The following is a 17,662-nucleotide window of genomic DNA, read 5'->3' as shown; positions in this document are numbered from 1 at the left end:
ACCCGCTCGACCTGACGTCCTCCGGTCAGTTTCCTGACGAAACGCTGACTGTGGGGAAGGCCACCGTGACCGTGGTGCCGTGGTCCGGTGCGCTGCGCACGATCACCTCGCCGTGGTGCCGCTCGACCACCCGCCGCACGATGGAGAGGCCGAGGCCGCCGCCCAGCTCGCTCGGGCCGTCCTCGGAGCGGGGGGAGGTGAGCCGGGCGATGTCGTGCGGGCTCATACCGGGGCCCTGGTCGCTGACTGACAGCTCGACGCGCGGCTGCCCACCGGAACCGGGCACCGGACCGCGCACCGCCACGGTCACCGGGGACCCGGCGGGGGTGTGCCGCAGCGCGTTGCCCAGCAGATTGCGGACGGCGTGCCGCAGCATGCGGTTGTCGGCGACGAGGGTCGCCCGGCCGGAGTTCTCGCGGGCGATGGGGCGTTCGGGGTCGAGCAGCCGCAGATCCGCCACCGCCTCGTCGGCCACGTCCCGCAGATCCACCGGCTCCGCGTCCAGCGGCCGTACCCAGGAGGCGTCCGTACGCGGAAACACCTGCTGGACCGCCTGGTGCATATGGTCGGCCTCGTCCTGGATCCGGCGCAGGGCGCGCACCATCAGCTCGGGGTCGTCGCTGAGCCCCTGCAGGGGGAGCTCGGCCCAGCCGCGGATGGTGGTGAGGGAGGTGCGCAGCTCGTGCAGCAGCACCTCCAGCCGCTGCTGGCGCTCGTACGCGTCCTCGCCATGGCGCCGGCCGTTTCCGCAGGCCTCGTCCCCGCAGCGCTCGTCCCCGCAGCGCTCGTGCATGCTCATGGGGAGGCGAGCCGGCCGAGCCAGTAGCCGAAGCCACGGCGGGTGTGGATCAGAGCGGGCCCGGTCTCGTCGACCTTGTGGCGGAGCCGGGAGACCAGCTTCTCGATGGCGTTGTCCCCGTAACGCCGGTGGTCCGCCACCCACAGATGCTCGCCGATCTGCTCCTTGGACAGCACCTGCCCCGCGTTGACCAGCAGATAGCGCAGCAGCCGGAACTCGGCCGGGGTCAGCTCCAGCGCCCGCCGACCGCGTCGCGCCTGACGGGTCGTATCGTCCAGCAGCAGATCCGCGTAGCGCGGCGAGGGCTCCTCCCGCCGTCGGGTGCGGGTGCGCAGCAGGGCCTGCACCCGGGCCAGCACCTCGGCGATCCGGAACGGCTTGGTCACGTAGTCGTTCCCGCCGATGCCGAGGCCGGTGACCAGCGAGTCCAGCGAGTCGCGGGCGGTGAGGAAGAGCACCGGCGGATGGTTCTCGTCGGCCGCGACCAGGCGGCGGCACACCGTGAAGCCGTCCAGATCGGGCAGCATCACATCGAGGATCACCAGGTCGGGCCGCTCCCGCCCGACCCGATCGAGCGCCTCTCCGCCGGTGGCCGCGGTGCCGACCCGGTAACCGGCCAGCTCGAGGGTGGTCGAGAGCAGCTCGGCGATTCTCGACTCATCGTCGACGACCAGGATGTGCTGCCCGTTGCCACGGGCGGGCGCTGGTTTCTCGCTGACACTCCCGTACACGCCATGACACTACGTGAACCGACCGTTCCGGGGCACGGGGCCCTGACCGCGACCGATGGGATCCGGACAGGGGGACAGGGGGACAGGGGGTAGGGGGACGGGGCGGGGCTCATACGGGCCGTGGGGGCGCCGGCCCCCACGGCTCACGGCCTTCCGGTTTCCACACCTTCCGGCTTCTTCACCTTCCGGTTTCCTCACCCTCCGGCTTTAGGTGATCCGAAAGTCAGCGCGGATGCCTCGCCGGAATCCGCGTAACAGTGGAACCGGTCGGTCCAGGACTGTTCCCGAAGGGTCTGGACCAATGCACGGGGCACTGCCATATGCACATCGCGGCCACCGGGCTCGTCCGCCGGAGTCGGCGCTATGAGTACGGTCCAGGGAGTGGGAAGCGCCGGGACGTCGTACCAGAAGGGCGTGCCCGCTCCGTAGTCGAGGCTGTAGAAGGGGAGCTTCGACCAGTTGTTGATCACGATGGTGTTCTCGAACTTGTCGAGCGTCATGGAGGGCAGGATGCGCTTGAGGCGTCCCGCCTCGTATTCGGCACAGAGGAACGCCGTTTCCTGGCGAATTTTCTCCTCAGTGTTCTCGGCATAGCCCGCGCGGACCGCCGTGGCGACCTCGCCGAGAGGGCGGGAGCGCAGTTCGGCCGCGGGCATCCCGGGCCGGGTGTTGGTGACGGTGTTGCCCCAGTAGCCGTCCGGTACGGCCCCGCCGCCGAAAGCACGGAAGTCGGCGAGGAGGCCCAGCTTTTCCACGCTCGTGTCGGGGCGGTCTCGCAATGCGCCGAGGACTTTCCAGAGATGGGCGGTCAGCGCGTCATTGGTCGACACCCATCGCCCTGTGCCCGCGAGGTCGGCCATCGCGGCGTCCTTCATGGTGGCCAGTTCGGCGGCGGTGAAGCGGGTGGTCACCATCGTCGTCACCTTGGCGATGCTGCTCAGCAGGATACGGGCCACATAGGCGGACTTCCGGCCGCGCTTGGTGACCGTGAAGTGGTCGTTGTCCGGCCGGGCGTCATCCGCGACCGGCGCCGCGAGGGCGTCGATGATGCCGCGGTCGTGGCCGGGTGCGGGGTACCCGAGCCCTCGGTGCTCCTTCGACCAGCTCTCCATGAACCGCATATAGGCGGATCCGTCGGCCACGGCGTGGTTCATGTTGACACCCAGAACGGAGCCGCCGCCTTTCATATGGGTGAGCTTCACCGTGAAAAGCGGTGTGTCGGCGTCGACCACCTGGAGCGGGTTGACCTGACTCAGATAGCGATTGATGCCCTTTTTCGCCGTGTGGTGAGGTCCGTGATCCGGCATGGGCTCGGATGCGTATGTCTCGATGAAGCGCACACCGGAGTCGTCGCAGAGCACGCTGAGGCGGCCGTCGGGATCCTTCTTCATGCGGCCTGAAACCATCGGGAAGTTGAGCAGTGTTCTGCTGAGGGAGGCGCGCAGCGCTTCGCCGTCGAGCGTCTCCCGGTAGAAAAAGGTACGTGGGGTGTAGACCAGCCCGATGAGCATGTCGTAGACGCTCAAACGTATGCGCTCACCGCTCGCCTCTCCGGCGCGCACGGTGATCGATCGCTTGGTTTCGCTCTCGGTGGCAGTGGGGGATGCCATCATTTGCGCACGTTCTTTCGTTCTGTCCGAATGTGTTTCTGGGTCGGTGTACGGACCCTACCCCCGGGGTGAACGCCGCCTCATTGACTAGAACTTGTTTCAGGCAATTTTGAAAAATGGGCGAGCGAGGTCGGCTCACGGAGGTACCGGCCGCCGGGGGCCCGCGGCCTGCCGGGGCGAGGCCCGGCTGAGGAGGGGGCTACGGCGCTGCGACGTCACCCACCCGCATCGCTCCGTTAGCATGATCGGAACTTACGGCGAGAGCCCCCATCGTCCGCCCATCGCCGGAAAACGGCGCTATCCGGTACGAAGAGCGACCAATACCCAACATCTAGCAAATCGGCCAAAGCATTGAAACGTATAGCATCGCGGGTGATTTCCCGAATAAGCCGCACGGCTACGTCCACCACGTGGCGTCGACCACGGGCGATGCTGTACGCCGCGGCGGGTGTGGTGGCCCTCGGATTCTTCATCGCGCTGGAGATCACCGCGCGCCGCTACGGCCTGCCGGGGCCGGTCACCACTCAGGTGCAAGAGGTGGTATTGCCCCCCAAGTCGGGCTTCCTGTTGTACTCCGGTATGGGCTTGATGATGTTGGTGCTCACCTGGCGGGAGCGGCTCATCGCGGCTGGTGCCGCGATCGGCATCGACGTCGTCTTCTTGCTGGTGCGGTGGGCGGTCGGCGCAAAGCTGACCGAAGGCCACCCCTTCGGCAACGGCGCGTTGTGGGTGATGCTGGGCTGTGTGGTCATCGCGGTCACGCGCCGCACCGGCCGGGAACGCGGGCTGCTGCTCAAGGGCGTCGGGCTGGGCCTGCTGCTGGTGGCCGGCCGCAAGACCGGCGATACCTGGCTGCTCATCACGGCGAAGACCCGCCCAGCGGTGCTCGACCCGTACCTGGCAACCGCCGATCACGCGCTGGGCAACCCGTCGTGGCTGGCAGGCCGGATTGTCGCGGCCATGGGGCCGATCGGTGCCCATGTTCTCGACTTCGTCTACGCTCAGCTTCCGGTGGCCGCGGTCATCGTCTCGCTGTATCAACTGCGCAACGTGGCGGTCGAGCGCCGCTTCCCGGGCCACCATCTGGTGCGCACCTTTCTGGCCATCGGCCTCCTCGGGCCGGCCATCTACATGATCTTCCCGGTGGTCGGACCGATCTTCGCCTACGGCACCGGCGCCTTCGGTACCGGCGGCGAGCTGTGGGCGACGGCCAACCTGTGGCCGCACACCCTGCCGCCCATCAGCGCCCCGCACTCGATACCGTTCGACGAGATCACGCCACGCAACTGCATGCCCAGTCTGCATACGGCGTGGGCCACCGCGATCTTCGTTCACTCCCGCCAGGGCCCACGTCTGCTGCGCTTCGCCGGCACGTTCTGGCTGATCGCGACGCTCAGCGCGACGCTGGGATTCGGTTACCACTACGGCGTGGATCTCGTCGCCGGTGTGGTGTTCGCGCTCACCATCGAGGCGGCGCTGCGCTCGCTCGCACGTGGCTGGGACCGGTCAGGAACCCAGCTGGTCGTCCACGGCACGGCGGTCTTCGCCGCACTCCTGGTGGCCTATCGCTATCTGCCGGTGGAGATGGCCGGACATCCGTGGCTGTTCGGACCGCTTCTCCTGCTGGCGATGGGCTCGGTGATCCACGGCTACGTACGGACCACCAGGGTGTGGGAGCCGAAGGCCGCACCAGCGCTGCAACCGGAACCGCAGCCCGAGCTGGTGTGAGTGGGTTAGCGAGGCGTTAGTCGATCAGCAGAGGATCATCAGCGGCAGCGGACAGCCTGGTGGTCACAGGGCCCGAAGGACGGGACCACCTGCTGACAAAGGGGGGAGACACATGTCCCACCGCACCGCGCCCCGCACCGCACGTCACCACGCTCGAAAAGTCGCCGCCGTCGCGGTGGCCGCCGTCGCCGCGTTCGGGCTGAGCGCCTGCCAGGACGGTGACTCCAGCGGTGACACCAAGGCCGCGTCCTCCACCGCCTCCGACTCCCGGGGCTCCGGCTCCCCAGGCGCCTCCGCGAAGAGCGGCGCGGGCGACGCGGGGTCCTTGCGCACGACGGCCCCCACTCCGCTGCGCGACGGCGGGGCCCTCTACCCCCGGGCGATCCGGCTGCAGCACAGCGGCAAGGACAACGGACGCGTGCTCGCCTCGACCGTCGTCCATGACGGCGGCAACGGCATCGGCGCCGTCCAGGAGAGCACCGACGGCGGATCCAGCTTCAGCCAGGTGGGCACCGTGGCCGACCCCAAGTCCGCCAGCGGCCGGGGGCTGTGCTGCGCGACCCTCTACGAGCTGCCGCAACAGATCGGCGACATGCCGGCCGGCACGCTGCTGTGGGCCGCCTCCTTCGGCCAGGACGCGCCCGGTCGCCGTATGACGATCGAGGTGTTCAAGAGCACCGACCTGGGGCGGAAGTGGTCTCATCTGTCCACGGTCGCGACCGCCGAGGACACCAAGGGGCTGTGGGAGCCAGAGTTCTCCATCGACGCGGAGGGGAACCTGGTCTGCCACTACTCCGACGAGACCGATCCGCGCCACAGCCAGAAGCTCGTCGCCGTACGCTCACGCGACGGCGTCTCATGGAGCGGCCTCCACGACACCGTCGCCGGCACCCCGGCCGCCGACCGCCCCGGGATGGCGGTCGTACGGAAGCTGCCGAACGGCACGTACGTCATGACGTACGAGATCTGCTCCGAGGACCCCAAGTTCTCCTGCGTCGTGCACTACCGCACCTCTCCCGACGGATGGGACTGGGGCGACCCCACCAACCTCGGCACCCGGCCCGAGACGGCGGACGGCAAGTACTTCAAGCACGCGCCGAACCTGGCCTGGGCACCGGAGGAGGGGAATCCGCAGGGCAAGCTGCTGCTGATCGGACAGGCGATGTACAACGCGGACGGCAGCAGGGCCGAGGGCAGCGGCCGCACGATCTGGACCAACAGCAAGGGCGGCGACGGCGCCTGGCGAGAAATCCCGGCCCCCGTCACCGTGAAATCCGACAAGCTCGACCCCTGCCCCAACTACAGCTCCAGCCTGCTGCCCTCATCCGACGGGCACGAAGTACTGGAGATCGCGACCGACTACGACGGGGGAGTGTGCCGGCCGTACCACGCCACGAATGGCACATGACCCGGCTGCCGGTGCGTGCTCCGGCAGCGGCGCGGAGTGTGTCACCCGCGCTGCGCGGGGGCGCGTCGGCGAGCCGTCAGTGACCTAAAGGGTGAAGGGATCCTCGTCGAGCTTTTCTCCCAGGTGCTCAAGGGTATCCGTGAGGCTTTGCGGCGCACCGTTCAGCCTTTCGCGCTGCTTGGCGACATCACCGATGGCGCGGAGGGTCCGCCCCGACGAGATTCCGGGTGCGGCGGTGACCAGGGATCTGACGACGTCTTCCGCGTCGCGCCATGCGTTGACGTCCAGCAGACATTGTGCGAGCCGTGCGGATGACAAACTTGCGTAGCCGGTCGCGACGCCACGCCCTGGTTGTACGGATTGCAGTAGTAGCTCGATAGCTTTCTGTACGTCACCGGCGATCTGAAGTGTGTGACCCCAGTGGCCGTCAATTTCCCGGTGGGTCACCCACCATGCCCAGTCCGGCTCGCCGACATCGTTACCGTCTTCGATGAGCGACCGGGCGCGTTCGAGCGACTCGAGGGCATCCGACGTACGTCCCGTGCCGACCAGTCCCTTGGCTTCGCGGAAGCGGAACATCGCCTCGACGCGCGGGGACAGCCGCCTACGGTTGAGCACCGACCGGGCGATGGACAGCGCCTCTTGGTACCGCCCACGCCACTCACTGTGCATCGCCATGTTCTGCAGCGTCAGCAGTGCGATGGAGCGGTCCCCCGAAAGATTCGCAAGGAACAGTGCCTGATGGTTGAAGCGCTGGGCGGCGCCGTTTCTTTCCGCGTCAAAAAGAGCCCAGCCGGCGACTTCGGCGAGTTCCGCGGCGGCCGACTGAATGTCGCGCTCATGCCGCGGATCATAGTCTCCGGCTCCGAGCCGCCGATGTACGACCTTGAACGCGCGGCCTGCGGGCTCGGCGATGGATACCCCGCTGAATTCATTGTCCAGGACGACCAGCCGATGGGAAGTCTCCCGGATGGCGTGTACGAAGTCGGCTCCACGTGCCTCGTTGAGCTTGAGTATCCGATCAGTGATGGCCGGTGATTCAGCAGCTTTCGGCGAAACTGCTGGCGGTGCTACTCGTACCGCGATTTCCGCGAGTTCCCCGTCTGTCTTGAGCAGGTTGTCCAGCGCCGTGACGAGTTGCCTCGACGGCTGCTGCTTCCCGGAGAGCACGCGGGACAGATAGGCGTGGTCGTAGTTCAGGTGGCGGGCGACCGCCCGGACGCTCATGTCCCGGTCGCGCACTAAGTCGCGGACTCGCTGGCTGAACTCCCCGCTGCTCATGGTGACCAGGGTACGGCTGTCACCGCGCAGTCACCAGGTGATCACCAACCGCGACCGTGCGTTCGCGGTTGTCTTGGGCGTACGCAAGGACCCCCGCGACCGTGCGACCGGCCCGGGGGCATGGCCATCGCCAACAGGAGCGACAACGTGTCGGACACTAGCCCAGCCACCCCACCCGCGAACACGCCCAACGACGACCGTGATGTGTGCGGGGCGCTGTTACGACAGCAAGCCGAGGCAAGGCGCAACGGCGATCAGAAGTGGGCGACCACCTGTCTCATCGAACTCCAGCGGCACCACGACGGCCCGCTTCACAACGAGGCAGCCCGGTGAAGGGCCGCGCGATGATGACGTTGCGTGTTTCGCGGGACAGCGGGAAGACCTACGGGCCGACGCGTGTGGTCAGGTCCACCGACCCCCTGATGCCGCTGGAGACGTCGGTGTGGCCGCCGTGCCAGTGCCCCCGATGTGTATCGGTGCACGTGACCCTCCGTCGGTCGTACTGACGGGTGCACCACGAAACCGCCAGCCCTCTGGTCAGGGCCAGGGGGCTGACGGTGTTCGTAAAGGGCCCGGCTCAGCCTTGTTTGGGCGCGGCCTGCTGGACGACCTCGAAGGACCACAGGGTGGAGCCGGCCGCGGCGGGCTTCTGCTTCGGGGCGTCCTCGCCGCCGCGCTGGTGGGCCGCCTTCATGGGGCCCTCCATCCACGCCTGGAAGTCCTCCTCGCTGCGCCAGCGCGTGTAGACGAGGTACTGGTCGGTCCCCTCGACCGGGCGCAGCAGCTCGAACCACTCGAAACCGTCGGAGCCCTCCACGGCTCCGGCGCGCGACGCGAAGCGCTTCTCCAGCACCTCGCGCTGTTCCTCCGGCACGGTCAGCACATTGATCTTGACTACGCTCATGGCCCCATCTTGCCGTAGCCGATGCCGTGCATCCGCGGTGCCTCACCCTCAGCCGTGCAGCTTCAGGCCCTTGGTCACCTTGTCCACCTGGCTGCGCGGCCCATGGACCGCGAGGCCCACCAGGTTCAGCGCGTCGGCGTCGATGGCGCGGACCACCGCGCGGTTGTCGTCCTCGTTGTTGGTGCCGAAGAGCTCCTCCGTGTAGAGGGCGGTCGGCAGGTCGCGGGAGAGGGCGCGGGCGTGGGTGCGGGTGAGGGCGGGGGCGTCGGCGGCGTAGACGAGGACCGGCTCGCGGAACATCGGGAGGTAGACGTTGCCCGAAGCGTCCTCGTACGGCTTGCCGACGATCTCGTCCGTCGCGTGTGCCAGGCCGCTGGAGAGGAACGCGGTCACGTTCAGCTTCTGCCAGTCGGCGAGGTCGGTGCGGACGATGACGGCGATCTTGGTGTCGAAACGCATGGACGGCAGTCTCGCCACCGCTGCGGCCCGCGGTCTTGAACGCTGGTGCGGGGGCGGTACGCGGCACAGCGGCACAATGGGGGCGTGGGTGTAGCAGGAGAAGGGGAACGGGGGCCCGCGGACTGGGTCCGGTACTGGCGCGATCCCGACCAGTCCGTGGAGGCCATGCACGCCCACTTCTTCAGCCATCGCTTCCATCCCCACAGCCATGACGCCTACTCCTTCGCGGTCACCGAGATCGGCGCCCAGCGCTTCCGGTGCCGGGGGGCGCTGCGCACCAGCGGGGCGGGGATGGTGATGGTCTTCAACCCCGACGATCCGCATGACGGGGAGGCGGCCGCCGAACTCGGCTACAAGTACCGCATCGTCCACATGAGTCCCGATGTGATGCGGAATGTCCTCGCCGATGTGGCCGACCGCGCGGCCGGCCGGGCGGCGTTGCCGCTGTTCGACCGGCCGGTGGTCTCCGATCCCGTGCTGGTCCCCGCCCTGCTGCGGCTGCACACCGCCCTGGTCGGCGGCGCCGGTCCGCTGGAGCGGGACGAGCGGCTGACGGCGGCCGTCGGGGCGTTGGTGCGGCGCGGGGCCACCGGGCCGCTGCGCGCCCGGGAGCTGCCGGGCGGGAGCGGTGAGCAGGCGCGGGCCGCGCGGCGGGCCCGGGCGCTGCTGGAGGAGGCGTACCTGGAGGAGATCCCGGCGGCGCGGCTCGCGGAGGCCGCCGGGTGCAGCCGCTTCGCGCTCTACCGGGCGTTCCGCGCCGCGTACGGGATGGCGCCGAGCGACTTCCAGCGGCAGCTTCGGCTGCGCCGGGCGCGCGGGCTGCTGGTGGCGGGCCGTAGCGCGGCCGAGGCCGCGGCCCAGGCGGGGTTCGCCGACCAGAGCCATTTCCACCGGTGGTTCGTGCGGTGCTTCGGAGTGACGCCGGGAACATTTCAGCGCGCGGCGAGTCCCGATTCGCGGCGCACCCCGCAGCCCTGGTGAAATTGGGCTGGACCGTACGGACTCATACGGAGCGCAAGCACCCTGCCAAAGCCTGACATCTTTCGGACAACCTCGGACGACGGTCAGGTGAAGTGGGAGTGTTCGGCGTCTGAGTAGTGGGCTCAGTAGGGTCTCCAAACATCCAGGACAGGTGAAAAGGGCGAGTGGGGGAGCGGCAGGGCGTGGCGAACGTGGAGCGGAGCGGACTGAGGAGAACCCCGGACACGGGGCCGGGTCCCGGTGCCGTCGGGGCGCGGACGTCACGGACCAGAATGGGGCTCGCGGCTCTGTGGCTCCTGGCCGGCGTACTGGCGGTCCGTCAGGCGGCGGCGGTGCTGCGGCTGCCCCCCGATGAGCGGCTGACCGACCTGGAGACCTGGATCGGCGAAGAGGGTGTGCTGCATGTCAGGGGGTCGCTGTACGACGGGGACTCCTTCACCGGCACACCGTTCTCCGGGCTCGTCCTCAAGCCCCTGACCCGGGCCGCCGAGCAGAGCCTCGGGGTCGCCTGGACCTTCGGCACCCTGCTGCTGGTCGTGGTCCTCGGGCTGGTCGTGGCCCGGTCGCTGCCCGGCCCGGTCTCCCGCCGCACCTCGCTGATCGCCGCACCGCTGGCCATCAGCCTGCTGGTGCTCTCGCTTCCGGTGCGCAACACCTTCACCCTCGGCCAGACCAGCATCATCCCGGTGCTTCTGGTCGTCCTCACCGTGCTGCCCAGAACCTCCGGGCGGCAGGCCGGTGTGCTCATCGGGGTCGCCGCGGCGCTGCAGCCCGCGCTGCTGCTGTTCGCCGTCGTGCTGTGGCTCATCGGACGGCGCCGGGCGGCGGCGCTCGCGGGCGCCACGTTCGCCGTGTGCACCGCGCTCGCCTGGGCGGCCATGCCGCACGACTCCTGGACGTACTGGGGCCACCACATCGGCGGCGCCGGGCTCGGCGCGCCCGCCGACAGCCTGGCCAACCAGTCGCTGCACGGGCTGCTGCTGCGCATCGGTCTCGAGGGCCCGGTCGAGCTGGCGCTGCTGGCCGTGCTCGCGGTCGCCGTCGCGGTGATCGGCCTGCGGCGCGCGGTGCACTACGCGAAGGACGGGCAGCTGCTGCTCGCCGCCGCCATCACCGGCAGCGTCGCGCTCGCGGTCTCGCCCACCTCCTGGCAGCACCAGCAGCTGTGGATCCTGCTGGCCGTGGTCGGCCGGGTGGGGCGGCGCGCCTCCGACCGGCTGGTGTGGCCGGTTCTGGTGGTGCTGGCGATGTCGCTCAGCCGCACCGCGCTGCTGCCCGACATCGAGATCCTCGGCCATATCGGCTACAATGCGCCGCTTCTCGCCGCGCTCGTCGCCGCCTGTGTGGTGCCGTTCCACTCCCGCACCTCGCCGCGCTGGGACGTCCCCGAGCCGACGCCGGTCGCCGACCCGGCCAAGAGCCGCTTCGCCTGGATGCCGCTGCTGCGCTTCCTCAAGCGGCCGCTGTCCCGCCCGAACCTGATGCTCGAGCTGATGCTGATCCGCGTCGGCTACTTCGCCTACTCCTGGATCCGGGCCCATGCACCGGACGAGCGCAGTGTGGCCGAGGGCCACGGGGACCAGGTGCTCACCGCCGAGAGGTGGCTGCACATCGACATCGAGCACTGGTTCAACGCCATCGTGGCGGACACCTCGTGGCTCAAGCACTTCATGAACTGGTACTACAGCACCTTCCACTTCCTGATCCCGCTGTCCCTGCTGGCCTGGCTGTATCTCCGCCGCCCGGCGACCTACCGCTGGGCCCGTACGCCGCTGGCCTTCGCCACGATGCTCGCCCTGGTGGGCTTCTGGCTCTACCCGCTGGCCCCGCCGCGGCTGATGGGGCTCGGGTACGTGGACACCGCGCACGGCCCGCAGGATCTGAACAACCCGGACTTCGGCGCCCTCACCAAGCTGTCCAACCAGTACGCGGCCATGCCCTCGCTGCATGTGGGGTGGTCGCTGTGGTGCGGCGTGGTCATCGCGATCGTGGCGCCGTACGTATGGGCGAAGGCGCTCGGCATCCTGTACCCGCTGCTGACGACGGCGGTCATCGTGGGCACCGCCAACCACTATGTGCTGGACGCGATCGGCGGCGCGGTCATCGTCTCGGCCGGGTTCGGGCTGCAGTACGTGCTGCTCGGTGTGGGCAAGCGCCCGCGCGAGGAGGCGCCGCCGCTGTCGGCGGCGATGGGCGCCGCGCTCGCCCGGGCCAGAGGGCTGGTGCCGGGGCTGGTGCGGCAGCGCAGCGGACAGCACGACGACGCCGAGCCCGCCAATGCCGGGGCTGAGCCCCCGAAAGAGGGACGGGCTCGCGTTGAGCGGCATGACCAGCGGGTCTAGCGTGGTGAGAAGGGGGCGGAAAGGCGTGAAAGCGCGTTAAACGGGGGGATCCGGGAATCGAGACGGGGGGCGGGGACCCCGACCGAGGAGGGATCAACGATGTCCCTGGTGAAGGCAGTAACCGCGGCGGTCGCGATGGGCGCTTCGATGGCCATAGCGACCCCCGCGGCCGCCGCGCCGCCGCACCCCTTCGTCATCGTCCACGACAGTTTCCAGCCGGCGTCGCAGGCGAAGACCGCCAGTGCGGTGACGTACGACAAGTCGCTGGTGCCGACGTCCGCGTCGGTGTTCATCGCGGAGGCGCGGCTGAGCGGCAAGGGCATGAAGAACCACCACGAAGGTGGGGAGGACCACGGCCACTACCCGATGCACAAGGGCACGTTCGTGTTCATCAGCGTGCGTGGCCTCCCGGCCGATCACCACTTCGGGATCCATGTCCATACGAAGCCGTGTGGCACCAAGCCCGACTCGTCGGGGCCGCACTACCAGAACAAGAAGGACCCCAAGCAGCCCTCGACCAACCCGAAGTACGCCAACCCGCACAACGAGGTGTGGCTGGACCTCACCACCAAGAGCAACGGCAAGGGCTGGGCCAAGTCCTGGGTGAAGTGGAACTTCAGGTCCGGTGAGGCCCGTTCCGTGGTGATCCACAAGCATGCGACGGGCACCACACAGGGCAAGGCCGGGCAGGCGGGCGCCCGGGTGGCGTGCGTCAACGTGCCGTTCAAGTAGCGGCGCTCCGGGGGCGTCTCGGGATTCCGGAGGGCGGGCGGGCCTCACGGCGGTAGCAGCCCGCCCTCCACCGAGGCGTTCCTGATCTCCTCGTACAGCGCGCGCAGCGTCTCGCTCACGGCGACCCGTGGCAGATGCAGCCCGTCCAGCGCCTCGGCGTCCACGGGAGCGTGGCCGTCGGTGGCCATATCGCCCCAGCCCTGGCCGGTCAGACAGCGCATCAGGGTGGGGTTGAGCCGGTCCACCCCGCGCACCAGACACGCCTCGGGCGTACGGCCCTCCTCGTACTCCCGCCACAGCGCCGGCAGTTCGGTGCCGAGCGGCGCGGGGAGCGAGGCGAAGCGCGGGGGCTCACCGCCCCCGGCGCCCCGCTCCACCGCGTCCATCTCGACGAGGTCGTGCATCAGGCACAGCTTGAGCATCTTGGTGAGGTCGAGCCGCTGCCCGGCCTCGCGTTCGAACTCGCCGTGCAGTATCCAGCTCACCATCGCCAGATGCCAGGAGTGCTCCGCGACACTTTCCTTGCGCTCCGGGGTGGCGTTGTTGGCGCGCTCGATGTCACGAAGGCGGGCGGTGAGGGCTATGAAGTCGAAAAGTCTTCGCCGATCGCCCGCCGCGCCGTGCGGACCGTACATCTCGCTCATGGCGGTCAGTGTGCCCGCGTCCGGGAGGTTGTGGGACTCCTGGCACGCCACGAATAGCTTACGTGTACGTCACCCTCAGCTCCTTGATCCCGTTCAGCCAGGCCGAGCGCAGCCGCCGGGGCTCACCCGCGAGCCGGATGTCCGGGAGGGTGTCCGCGATGGCCTGGAAGATCAGCCGGATCTCCAGCTCCGCCAGGCTCTTGCCGAGGCAGAAGTGCGGTCCGCCACCGCCGAAGCCCAGATGGGGGTTGGGGTCGCGGGTGATGTCGAAGTCTTCGGGGCGGTCGAAGACCTCGGGGTCGTTGTTGGCGGAGGAGTAGAAGACACCGACCCGCGCGCCCGCCTCGATGCGCCGGCCGCCCAGTTCGGTGTCCTGGGTGGTGGTGCGCTGGAAGGACATCACGGGAGTGGCCCAGCGCACGATCTCATCGGCGGCGGTGGCCGGGCGCTCGGCCTTGAACAGCTCCCACTGGTCGGGGTGGCTGAGGAAGGCGTGCATCCCGTGGCTGATGGCGTTGCGGGTGGTCTCGTTGCCGGCGACGGCGAGCAGCAGCACGAAGAAGCCGAACTCGTCCGAGCCCAGATTGCCCTCGTCCTCGGCGGCCACCAGCCGGCTGACGATGTCCTTGGCCGGGCACGCCTTGCGGTCGGCGGCGAGGTTCATGGCGTACGAGATCAGCTCCATGGCCGACTCGGCGCCGATCTCCTCGGTGATGGCCAGTTCCGGATCGTCGTACGCGACCATCTTGTTGGACCAGTCGAAGATCTTGGACCGGTCCTGCTGGGGGACGCCGATCAGCTCGGCGATCGCCTGCAGCGGCAGTTCGCAGGCGACATCGGTGACGAAGTCCCCGCTGCCGCTCTCCCGGGCCCCTGCCACGATGCGTTCCGCGCGGTCGCGCAGGGCGTCCTCCAGGGCGCGGATGGCGCGCGGGGTGAAGCCGCGCTGGACGATCTGGCGGACCCGGGTGTGTTCGGGCGGGTCCATATTGAGCATGATCAGCTTCTGGACGTCGATCTGGTCCCGCTGGATGTGCTCGTTGAAGCGGATGATCGCGGTGTTGGCGTGGGAGGAGAAGATCTCCGGCCGGGTGGAGACCTCCTTGACATCGGCGTGGCGGGTGACGGCCCAGTAGCCGTCGTCGCCGAAGCCGGCGATGCCGTGGGGCTGGGGGATCCAGCACACGGGGGCGGTCTGCCGCAGTCGGGCGAGCTCCGGGAGTGGCACCCGGTGCTGATGGAGGTCGGGGTCGGTGAGGTCAAAGCCTTCGGGGAGTGCTGGACAGGACATGGCCACTCCAGAGATCTGACGGGAGATCTGACGGCCTATCAGAAGTGTCCGCAACGTAGTAACGGGTTCTACAAGTCGCAAGAGAGAACGCGGCCATTGTTTTCGGGGATTGATACCGCTCCTGGTCCGCTCAACCCCTGCACAACCCTTGCGCCGCCGGGCCGGGCCTCAGCAGACTGAGCTGAAGAACTAGAACGCGTACTAGTTCTGGCGCGGGCGCTGCCGGGAGCCCCGCGGATGCGATGAGAGGACGAGACAGCCATGGCCGCGGAACCCGTCATCGTCGAAGCCGTACGCACCCCCATTGGCAAGCGCGGAGGCGCGCTCGCCAACCTCCACCCCGCCTATCTGCTCGGCGAGACCTACCGCGAACTCCTCGCCCGTACCGGCATCCAGCCCGACTGCGTCGAGCAGATCGTCGGCGGTACGGTCACCCATGCGGGGGAGCAGTCGATGAACCCCGCCCGCACCGCCTGGCTGACGATGGGCCTGCCGTACGAGACCGCGGCGACGACGGTGGACTGCCAGTGCGGCTCGTCGCAGCAAGCCAATCATATGGTGGCCAACATGATCGCCACCGGCGTCATCGACATCGGCATCGGCTGCGGGGTCGAGGCCATGTCGCGGGTGCCGCTGGGCAGCGGCTCCAAACACGGCCCGGGCAAACCGTTCCCGGAGGAGTGGAACGTGGATCTGCCCAATCAGTTCCAGGCGGCCGAGCGGATCGCCCGCCACCGCGGCCTGACCCGGGAGAACGTGGACGCCCTCGGGCTGATCTCCCAGGAGCGGGCGGCGCGGGCCTGGGCGGAGGAGCGGTTCAAGCGCGAGACCTTCGCGGTGCAGGTGCCCACGACCGAGGAGGAACAGACGGCCGGAGAGGGCATGTGGCGGGCCGTCGACCGGGACGAGGGGCTGCGCGACACCAGCATGGAGGCGCTGAGCGGACTCAAGCCCATCATGCCGACCGCCGTGCACACCGCGGGCAACTCCTCCCAGATCTCCGATGGCGCGTGTGCGGTGCTGTGGGCCTCCAAGCGGATGGCTCGGGCACTGAAGCTGCGCCCACGCGCCCGCATCGTGGCCCAGGCCCTGGTCGGCACCGATCCGCACTTCCATCTGGACGGGCCGATCGACGCGACGAAGGCGGTGCTGGGCAAGGCCGGGATGACGCTGAAGGACATCGACCTGGTCGAGATCAACGAGGCGTTCGCCTCGGTGGTGCTGTCCTGGGCGCGGGTCTTCGGACAGGACCTGGAGAAGGTGAATGTGAACGGCGGCGCGATCGCCCTGGGCCATCCGGTGGGAGCCACGGGGGCGCGTCTGATCACGACGGCGCTGCATGAGCTGGAGCGCGCGGACAAGGAATTCGCGCTGATCACGATGTGCGCGGGTGGGGCGTTGGCTACGGGGACGATTATTCAGCGGCTTTAGTGGCTGTTGCCGGGCCACTGGGATCCCTTGAGCCGCGCAACCGCGATCCGCCCGCAGGCAGCGATCACACGGGTCACCTCGACGCGGCTATTGCCCTGGCCGCCGCTGGAGTTGGTGCTTGGGCCGACCGTCCGCCCGCTTACGGCAGTGACATGGCAATGCATGTAATCTCGGTATTGATCAATCGTCTCGTGGCTTGGAGGAAGCACCAATGACGAAGGCTCCATTCGTCGCCACCGCCGGCGCTACCGCCGCGCTTGGTACTGCGCTTGGTTCCCTCGCGCTTCAGCTGCGCGCAGACGGCTACGAGCAGTACGTCGAATCCGTGGCCAACTTCAGCGTCGTGATGTACGTCACCGCGGCTCTGATTGTGGTGACCTGGTTCCGAGACGCTCGGTCGCGCTCGAACTGAGTTCTTCGCGAGGTCTTGCCGTACCGCAGCCACGAGAGTGAATCGACAGATTGATCAGGACTCGGTACGCGCCCTAGGGGGCGTCAGCGGGGCCGAGGTCTCGACGGCGGCCGGGGCCTCGAAGGTGGCCGGGGCTTCGAAGGCCGCACGGCGGGTCGCTCGGCGCAGGGCCTTGAGGATGGCGCCGCCGAGGGTGAGGGTGAGCACCATCGTGACCACGGCGCGCGGCAGATCCCAGCCCAGCGAGGTGGCCAGGCAGTACGCCACGAAGCGGGCGAGGTTCTCGTCGAGCGGATCGCCGGAGACGTAGGAGATCCCCGAGGCCATGCCCTGCATCAGCGTCCAGCCCTGCAGGTTCATGGCCGTCCCGTACGCCACGGACGCCACCGCCCCGTACCCGGCGAGCAGCAGCGACTCCGCCCGGCCGCGCAGCCGGGCGGCGCCGGGCAGCAGTCCCGCGCCCATCGCCACCCAGCCCATGGCCAGCATCTGGAACGGCATCCACGGCCCCACGCCGCCGGTGAGCAGCGCGGACGCGAACATCGACACGGCGCCGAGGACGAAGCCGAAACCGGGGCCCAGCACTCGCCCCGACAGCACCATCAGAAAGAACATCGGCTCGATCCCGGCCGTCCCCGCGCCCAGCGGACGCAGGGCCGCCCCCGCCGCCGCCAGTACTCCGAGCATCGCGATGGCCTTCGCGTCCAGACCGGTGTCCGCGATGGTCGCCACGACCACGGCCAGCAGCAGCGGAAGCAGCGCGGCGAACAGCCAGGGCGCGTCGGCGGCGTGGGTGGTGATCCCGGAGTCGCCCGGTGCGAACAGCGGCCAGCCGAAGGCGACGACACCGATCGCGGAGACGAGGGCGAGCGCCGCCACCGAGCGCGGGCCGAGGCGTACGGCCCGGAT

Annotated in this window: 16 protein-coding genes; 7 read left to right on the top strand and 9 right to left on the bottom strand. The window is 69.0% G+C overall.

Annotated features, from left to right (window positions below):
• Positions 1-25 precede the first annotated feature (25 nt).
• The 3 genes from ACFYOY_RS31265 to ACFYOY_RS31255 form a co-directional block, all read right to left on the bottom strand.
• On the bottom strand, positions 26-799 hold the full coding sequence (locus tag ACFYOY_RS31265; protein WP_351882962.1) for a HAMP domain-containing sensor histidine kinase: 774 nt from the start codon (positions 797-799) through the stop codon (positions 26-28).
• Positions 796-1,530: a response regulator transcription factor gene (locus ACFYOY_RS31260; protein WP_351882964.1), complete on the bottom strand. Its 735-nt coding sequence runs from the start codon at positions 1,528-1,530 to the stop codon at positions 796-798. The genes ACFYOY_RS31265 and ACFYOY_RS31260 overlap by 4 nt, the downstream gene beginning before the upstream one ends.
• Positions 1,531-1,724: 194 nt before the next feature.
• Positions 1,725-3,140, bottom strand: a complete 1,416-nt coding sequence (locus ACFYOY_RS31255) for an acyltransferase (protein WP_388590839.1) — start codon at positions 3,138-3,140, stop codon at positions 1,725-1,727.
• 429 nt (positions 3,141-3,569) lie between these two features.
• Between ACFYOY_RS31255 and ACFYOY_RS31250 the strand changes: the two genes are divergently transcribed.
• Complete coding sequence (locus tag ACFYOY_RS31250; protein WP_351882968.1) at positions 3,570-4,868, top strand: phosphatase PAP2 family protein; 1,299 nt, start codon at positions 3,570-3,572, stop codon at positions 4,866-4,868.
• Between the two features lie 112 nt (positions 4,869-4,980).
• Positions 4,981-6,276, top strand: a complete 1,296-nt coding sequence (locus tag ACFYOY_RS31245; RefSeq protein ID WP_351882970.1) for a sialidase family protein — start codon at positions 4,981-4,983, stop codon at positions 6,274-6,276.
• Between the two features lie 84 nt (positions 6,277-6,360).
• Here the strand turns inward: ACFYOY_RS31245 and ACFYOY_RS31240 are convergent, their stop codons facing one another.
• The 3 genes from ACFYOY_RS31240 to ACFYOY_RS31230 form a co-directional block, all read right to left on the bottom strand.
• Positions 6,361-7,557, bottom strand: a complete 1,197-nt coding sequence (locus ACFYOY_RS31240) for a helix-turn-helix domain-containing protein (RefSeq protein WP_388590837.1) — start codon at positions 7,555-7,557, stop codon at positions 6,361-6,363.
• A 577-nt stretch (positions 7,558-8,134) separates the two neighbouring features.
• Positions 8,135-8,461 (bottom strand): antibiotic biosynthesis monooxygenase, encoded by a 327-nt coding sequence (locus tag ACFYOY_RS31235; protein WP_351882974.1) that lies wholly within the window; start codon positions 8,459-8,461, stop codon positions 8,135-8,137.
• 48 nt (positions 8,462-8,509) lie between these two features.
• Positions 8,510-8,920 carry a DUF2000 domain-containing protein gene (locus ACFYOY_RS31230; RefSeq protein ID WP_351882976.1) on the bottom strand — a complete coding sequence of 137 codons (411 nt, stop codon included), beginning with the start codon at positions 8,918-8,920 and terminating at the stop codon, positions 8,510-8,512.
• Between the two features lie 165 nt (positions 8,921-9,085).
• Between ACFYOY_RS31230 and ACFYOY_RS31225 the strand changes: the two genes are divergently transcribed.
• The 3 genes from ACFYOY_RS31225 (at position 9,086) to ACFYOY_RS31215 (ending at position 12,975) form a co-directional block, all read left to right on the top strand.
• The gene (locus ACFYOY_RS31225) at positions 9,086-9,901 is read left to right on the top strand and encodes an AraC family ligand binding domain-containing protein (RefSeq protein ID WP_351883106.1); all 816 of its coding nucleotides are present in this window, start codon (positions 9,086-9,088) and stop codon (positions 9,899-9,901) included.
• 272 nt (positions 9,902-10,173) lie between these two features.
• The gene (locus ACFYOY_RS31220) at positions 10,174-12,243 is read left to right on the top strand and encodes a bifunctional glycosyltransferase 87/phosphatase PAP2 family protein (protein ID WP_351882978.1); all 2,070 of its coding nucleotides are present in this window, start codon (positions 10,174-10,176) and stop codon (positions 12,241-12,243) included.
• 99 nt (positions 12,244-12,342) lie between these two features.
• Entirely contained in the window at positions 12,343-12,975 is a 633-nt protein-coding gene (locus ACFYOY_RS31215) for a superoxide dismutase family protein (RefSeq protein WP_388590834.1), read from the top strand.
• Between the two features lie 44 nt (positions 12,976-13,019).
• Here ACFYOY_RS31215 and ACFYOY_RS31210 read toward each other — a convergent pair whose 3' ends face one another.
• Positions 13,020-13,619 (bottom strand): HD domain-containing protein, encoded by a 600-nt coding sequence (locus ACFYOY_RS31210; RefSeq protein ID WP_351882982.1) that lies wholly within the window; start codon positions 13,617-13,619, stop codon positions 13,020-13,022.
• 58 nt (positions 13,620-13,677) lie between these two features.
• Positions 13,678-14,910, bottom strand: coding sequence for a cytochrome P450 (locus tag ACFYOY_RS31205; RefSeq protein WP_351882984.1), 1,233 nt, complete (start codon positions 14,908-14,910; stop codon positions 13,678-13,680).
• A gap of 261 nt (positions 14,911-15,171) precedes the next feature.
• Here ACFYOY_RS31205 and ACFYOY_RS31200 point away from each other — a divergent pair, with 261 nt between their 5' ends.
• Together ACFYOY_RS31200 and ACFYOY_RS31195 are read left to right on the top strand one after the other, a co-directional pair.
• A complete protein-coding gene (locus tag ACFYOY_RS31200; protein WP_351882986.1) occupies positions 15,172-16,341 on the top strand; it encodes a steroid 3-ketoacyl-CoA thiolase in 1,170 nt (389 codons plus the stop codon).
• 211 nt (positions 16,342-16,552) lie between these two features.
• Entirely contained in the window at positions 16,553-16,753 is a 201-nt protein-coding gene (locus ACFYOY_RS31195; RefSeq protein ID WP_351882988.1) for an SCO3870 family protein, read from the top strand.
• Between the two features lie 54 nt (positions 16,754-16,807).
• Here the strand turns inward: ACFYOY_RS31195 and ACFYOY_RS31190 are convergent, their stop codons facing one another.
• Positions 16,808-17,662, bottom strand: a complete 855-nt coding sequence (locus ACFYOY_RS31190; RefSeq protein ID WP_351883108.1) for an ECF transporter S component — start codon at positions 17,660-17,662, stop codon at positions 16,808-16,810.

It is taken from the genome of Streptomyces sp. NPDC007875 (assembly GCF_042868035.1).
In the GTDB taxonomy this organism is placed as follows: domain Bacteria; phylum Actinomycetota; class Actinomycetes; order Streptomycetales; family Streptomycetaceae; genus Streptomyces; species Streptomyces antimycoticus.
This window is presented reverse-complemented; position numbering and strand designations above follow the sequence as displayed.